Here is a 5,531-nt window from a genome sequence, read left to right on the forward strand (position 1 = left end):
CGAGGGAGTCACGCCTAAAAATTCGGCTGCTTCACGAATGCCCACAAGTGTCCGGTTCATACCTAAATTATACAACCATGGATAACTATAGGTAAAGCTTTATGAAACGGTTAAAACCCCTTTCTGGAAACCTCAATGGACGCCGTACTCATCCACAACGGCACCTAGAGCGATGAATCCGAGGTCAGTGTATGGCGTGAAAGAGCGCATCGCAGTCTTGCCCTAGGTCTCAGTATTCAACCGGTCTTGTCTCGATTCCCATCCCTTTTCATCACTGCTCCACAGTCGTAGCCCGTACTTCTTCTATAGCCCCCAAAGTCGCCCACTAGTGCCGTGAATGATCCGGATCTGGGCACCACAATATACTCCCATGCCGTATCCGAAGGCGTGTCCCGGTTGAGCTTTGGTGGTTGGTTTTTATAGGATCTTTAGACGCTTTTGCTTATCCCGTGTAGAAACACCAAGAAATTAAGACTAGAGCGAACCCTTAGTGAGATGAGGATTGACACTGCCCCGAAGCGCCAATAGGTCCATGATATGGTGTGCAAGTCGTCTTTTTGTGAATGCCGCAGTTGAATGTCACCGCAGATTCTTCACGGTTGTCAGAGAAAGGATTCAATCCTAAGGAGGTTCTTATGGTTAATAAATGGCTTATCGGTACTGGCGCCTCGGTCATGGCGCTCGGCATGATGGGGAGTGCCGCATTTGCGGCTACGGCACCGACCATCACCAATAACAGTGCCGCCGGGTACGTGACGATAAACGAAAACGGTGCCACTTACTATGCAACCCATGGATCGCATGCCGATCTTTTACCCGGTAATACCGATCCTAGTTCGACACTTACCGCACAACAAGAAGGGACCTTAACCATTTCATACGTAAACTCAGGTCCCAATCAGGGTGACTACCAAGCGGTGTGGACTTGGTCGGGAATAGAAGCTAATCAATCGGTCCTTTTGATTGGCGACGCGGGCACCACTATCAACAATAGTGTCCCCGAAACCTACATCGTCGGCACAGCTTCTCCCGAAGGCGGTAGCGCGACGATCTTCATTCCCGCAAACCAATACCACGCCACGAGTACCTCACCGGAAACGTTTGAGATGTTAGCCCTATTCGGATCATTGCCTACCGGCCAAATGCCTGAGGTACCCTTTGCCGCCGGGTTGCCTTTGGCCGCACTAGGCATCGGTCTTGGGGCTCTGTGGTATCGTCGTCTCCATGCTTAAGATGTGACCTATAATGAAGCCTCCCCGCGTCGAATGGCGCGAGGAGGCTGATTTCTTTAAGTATTAACAACCCACTGGTGCCATCATCTCCCGTGTTAGCCAAGCGTAGGGCGCGCGTTCACTGAAAGTCCACTCCCCTAAACGACCTTGATGAATTCCCATGTCAACCGTCGTTAGTCCGACATCTCTGGTACATAGTGCCAAGCGGCCTGCCAACCATCGCTTATCCCCTAACCGCGATGCCAGTTCACCGGAGTCGTACTGCTTTGAGATAGCCCTTGAGACGGACAGTGCGACTGCAAGAGCGCCGACGACTCTCTACCATAAGCTCATCACTACCGACACTCGCCTTAGGAAAGGTGGATTGCATGACACCCTCAACTGCACTTTCTCGTCCACGGCCCCACTGGGGGCTTTGGACTCTTTGGATCGTCGTCACCGTTGTTCCCTTGCTTGTGTACGCTAGCCCGTTATGGAATAACCTTTTGGCCGACACACCCATTGCCGACCTTGTCTGGATCCCGATTATTGCCCTAGGATGGGCAATCTGGAAGATGATCTCCGCTCCCATTAACCCGTCCCTTGATGATAGTGAGCTCAATATCATTTTGGGAGGCATCTTGGCCACCGTCACCGGACTCGCCCTGGTGATTGCCCCGGAGCGGTGGCCGGCCTTTTTTGTCCACGAACACGCGGGGCTCTTACTTTGGCCATTTTGGATTCTTGCTATGACGTGGCTTCTATGGGGTCTCCCTTATACCCGTCGCCTGTTGTGGCCATTAGTCTATCTGTTTTTGGTATGGCCTCCCATTTTTGAGGGATTGGCCAATGCCACCCAATCCGTCTTGGTGCAGTGGTCGATTGGCATCCTTACCACTCTCGCTCGTCATGTGGTCTGGCTCACACCCGCAGCGGCCACAGGAACCTTTGCCGTTCTTCATCACGGGAAACCGTTTTTAGTAGTGGTTGCCGAAGCCTGTAGCGGTGCCGACAGTCTCCTCGGAGCCGCCATCATCATTCCCGTCGTCTGGGTTGTGTTTCAGGGCCCATGGCGCAGTAAGTTCTTTCTCAGTGCATTGACACTGGTGGGTGCCTTGGTTCTCAATTGGGTGCGCCTGGCCATCATTGTCTTCGCGGTGCACATCATTGGCCCCCGTTTTACCTTTACCTATATCCATCCCGTCCTGGGATTCCTGTTGTTTGCCTTTTTAGTCATCGTCGTCCTCGCTCTCTTTCACCCACTGAGTCTCGAAGTCCCCCCACTAGCGAGCCACAGCATGCAGAGAACTCCCGGTTGGGGCAGAATCATCATGTCCGTCGTCATGTCAGGGATGGTAGCGGGACTATTGTGGCCACTCTTTTCTCTTCCCAAAGGATCTTTTGGCAACCCCTCTCCGGTCGCATCTTATAACGTGCATACGTTCCTACCCACCCTCGCCTCATTCCAAAAGAGTCCCCTCTACTACGCTAACGAATCGTCCATTCTCGGATTAGGATCGGCGACCCAAGCCGACATGTATACTGAACAATCCGGCTTAGGAGAGGCCATGGTCGAAATGTGGAGTACCCCCAATGCTACCGCTTTAGCCACTTACGGATTTCACGCCTGCCTCTTATATCATGGCGATGTCTTATCCGCCACCCGCTCCTTTCAGTTAGTCCCGGGGGTGATAGCCACCGCCTATGCGGTCACACTTCCCCCCAATCATGTCGGAGGGCCCTCCTCGACCTATGTGGATGTCGAGTGGAACGATGCCATCTCTCTGCACGGACACATTGAATATATCCGATGGTCCATTGCCACCTTTCCGCAATCGCGCCCACAATTGCCGTTACGTGCATCGACTAACGCCCTATTACCCTTGTCCCCCGTTCAAGCTATGGTCGCGCCGCCGTCCAGTGGGCATTGGTCTTCACCATTACAAGTGACCCGCGCCACTCTCGTGACGATGGCCAAAGACCTGTTCACCGACGGTTTAAAGGACCATACCTCCGCATAGAGACAGCCTTGCGGGATGATTGAGACACACGTTGAGACTCTCAATGACACGGACGTAAACCGTGAGGACGCGTATGCTAAATCTCGAATTACGTTGTCGATCTATCTGTTAATTAAGGAGAAAAGTAATGAACATGCAAGAATTCACGGAAGTCTATGAGCTTGAGCCAATTCGCCTAATTAGCGATGTGCCGAGCCATCCTTTGGCTGACGGCATTGACCTCTCTGCCGCCTATATGATTTCCCCACAATTCGCACGTCAATTCGGCGTTCTACCCTTTCGCTGGCAAGGTGGTCAGCTTTGGGTCGCCATTGCGAAACCACTGTCCAAAGAAGCTTGGAAGAGCCTCACGGCCCTTTCCCCGATTAAGTTCTTTCGGGCGGTTCAGGTCGACCTCATCTTGGCTCAATGGCACATTTATGGCACGCCAGAGGAGTACCATCCCTCCTTTGGAGAAATTGCCATAGAACAAAAGCGATTGACTCCCTCCGAATTGAACGACGCTCTTCAGATCCAACAGCAACAAGGTGGTCCCTTGGGGGAAGTCTGCCTGTCCCTCAATACCCTGACCAGCTGGGATGTTGCCGAAATTTTAAGTGCCCAGACTGGGATTCACACCGCCAACCTATTGCAGGATTCCATCGCCTCATCCGATCCCGTGAGAGAGAAGCCCTCCGCTCAGGTTCTAACCAGCGAAGAAGACTCCGGCTGGAATCTCCTCACAGAGACTGAATGGCGACGATATGGTATGGTCCCGCTTCAACAAGACGAGCAGCAACTCTCGGTCGCATTGGTCGACCCTTTCGACGGCCAAGGACGCGCATTACTGAGTGATCGTACCCCAAAGAGGGTGACCGCTGTTATTACCGGGCGTCGTGATATCGAACGTCGGCTGGCCGAATTCTTTGGTCATCAAGATTTATCGTTAAGTCAAACGGAATTGGCCACCATCAGACCTGAGGATTCGGCCACCCGAACGGTCACACGTCGCCAAAAGTTGGTGATCGCAGCGATTAGCGCTATTGTGCTGGGCTTGATGGTTTGGCACGCGGAAGTTACGCTGACAGTGCTAAGTAGCCTCCTCGTCATCATGTATGGTATCCTTGTCGGTCACCGCCTCTGGATTATTAACAAAGGCACTCAAGCGGACACCGACTTAAAAATCAGTGAGGACAACCTGGCCGCCATGGATGACACCACCTTACCATGGTATACAATTTTAATACCTGCTCGCGATGAAGCAGCGGTGTTGCCCTATTTAACGGCGGCTTTAGAGCAGTTAGACTATCCGAAAAATCGTCTTGACGTAAAGCTTCTCCTTGAGGCGGATGACACGGACACCATCAACGCTGCGCGAGGTGCCAACCTACCCAGTTACATTGACATTGTGATAGTGCCAGTCGCCGAACCACGCACCAAACCGAAGGCTTGTAACTTCGGTTTGCAGAGAGCTCGCGGCGAATTTATCACCATTTTTGATGCCGAAGATTTGCCTGAACCATTACAGTTAAAAAAAGCACTCCTGGCCTTTCAAGAGGGGGATCAACACCTCGCTTGCGTCCAAGCCAAACTCTCGTATTTCAACGCATCGCAAAATCTTCTGACGCAGTGGTTTACGGCCGAATATAGCGCCTGGTTTGACTTACTTCTCCCCGCTCTCTACGCTGCCAAGCTTCCTATTCCCCTCGGGGGTACCTCCAACCATTTCCGCACTCAAGTATTGCGGGAACTCGGTGCGTGGGATCCCTTTAACGTCACTGAGGACGCGGATCTGGGCATGCGACTCTATAAGGCCGGCTATCGCACGGCCGTGATAGAATCGGTGACCCTCGAAGAAGCCAACTCAGATTTCGTCAATTGGATCCGCCAGCGTTCTCGGTGGATCAAAGGCTACCTGCAAACCTGGTTAGTCCATATGCTCCACCCGGTGCAATTACATCGCCACTTAGGTCGTCGCGGTTTTTGGGGATTTCAGCTTGCCATCTTGGGAACCCCACTAATGTTCTTACTTAACCCCGTCTACTGGCTTCTGACATCTCTCTGGTTCATGACCCAATGGAGCCTCATCCCTCACTTATTCCCGCCCGGCATTTATTATTTGGGCATGCTGAACCTCATAGTGGGGAACTTCGCCTTCACTTATTTAAACGCCGTTGGCGCGGCCAAACGCGGGCTCTGGCACCTTATTCCTTCCACTCTTTTGACCCCCATGTACTGGGCAATGATGTCGCTCGCGTCATGGAAAGCCTTACTGCAACTGGCGCGAAGGCCTTCTCATTGGGAAAAAACCCAACACGGA

Annotated in this window: 3 protein-coding genes; all 3 read left to right on the forward strand. The window is 52.5% G+C overall.

Annotation, left to right across the window (positions count from 1 at the left end):
• Positions 1-635 precede the first annotated feature (635 nt).
• Positions 636-1,232: a hypothetical protein gene (locus ACOJWD_RS01845; protein ID WP_486991522.1), complete on the forward strand. Its 597-nt coding sequence runs from the start codon at positions 636-638 to the stop codon at positions 1,230-1,232.
• 368 nt (positions 1,233-1,600) lie between these two features.
• Positions 1,601-3,232: an exosortase/archaeosortase family protein gene (locus ACOJWD_RS01850; RefSeq protein WP_486991523.1), complete on the forward strand. Its 1,632-nt coding sequence runs from the start codon at positions 1,601-1,603 to the stop codon at positions 3,230-3,232.
• 127 nt (positions 3,233-3,359) lie between these two features.
• Positions 3,360-5,531: glycosyltransferase family 2 protein (locus ACOJWD_RS01855; protein WP_486991524.1), on the forward strand; the 2,172-nt coding region annotated here is incomplete at its 3' end.

Source organism: Sulfobacillus sp. TH-112, from assembly GCF_057473405.1.

What these genes read in the sequence shown, in the direction of transcription:
- ACOJWD_RS01845 (WP_486991522.1), top strand. Translation starts at nt 636, where the DNA reads ATGGTTAATAAATGGCTTATCGGTACTGGCGCCTCGGTCATGGCGCTC.
- ACOJWD_RS01850 (WP_486991523.1), top strand. Translation starts at nt 1,601, where the DNA reads ATGACACCCTCAACTGCACTTTCTCGTCCACGGCCCCACTGGGGGCTT.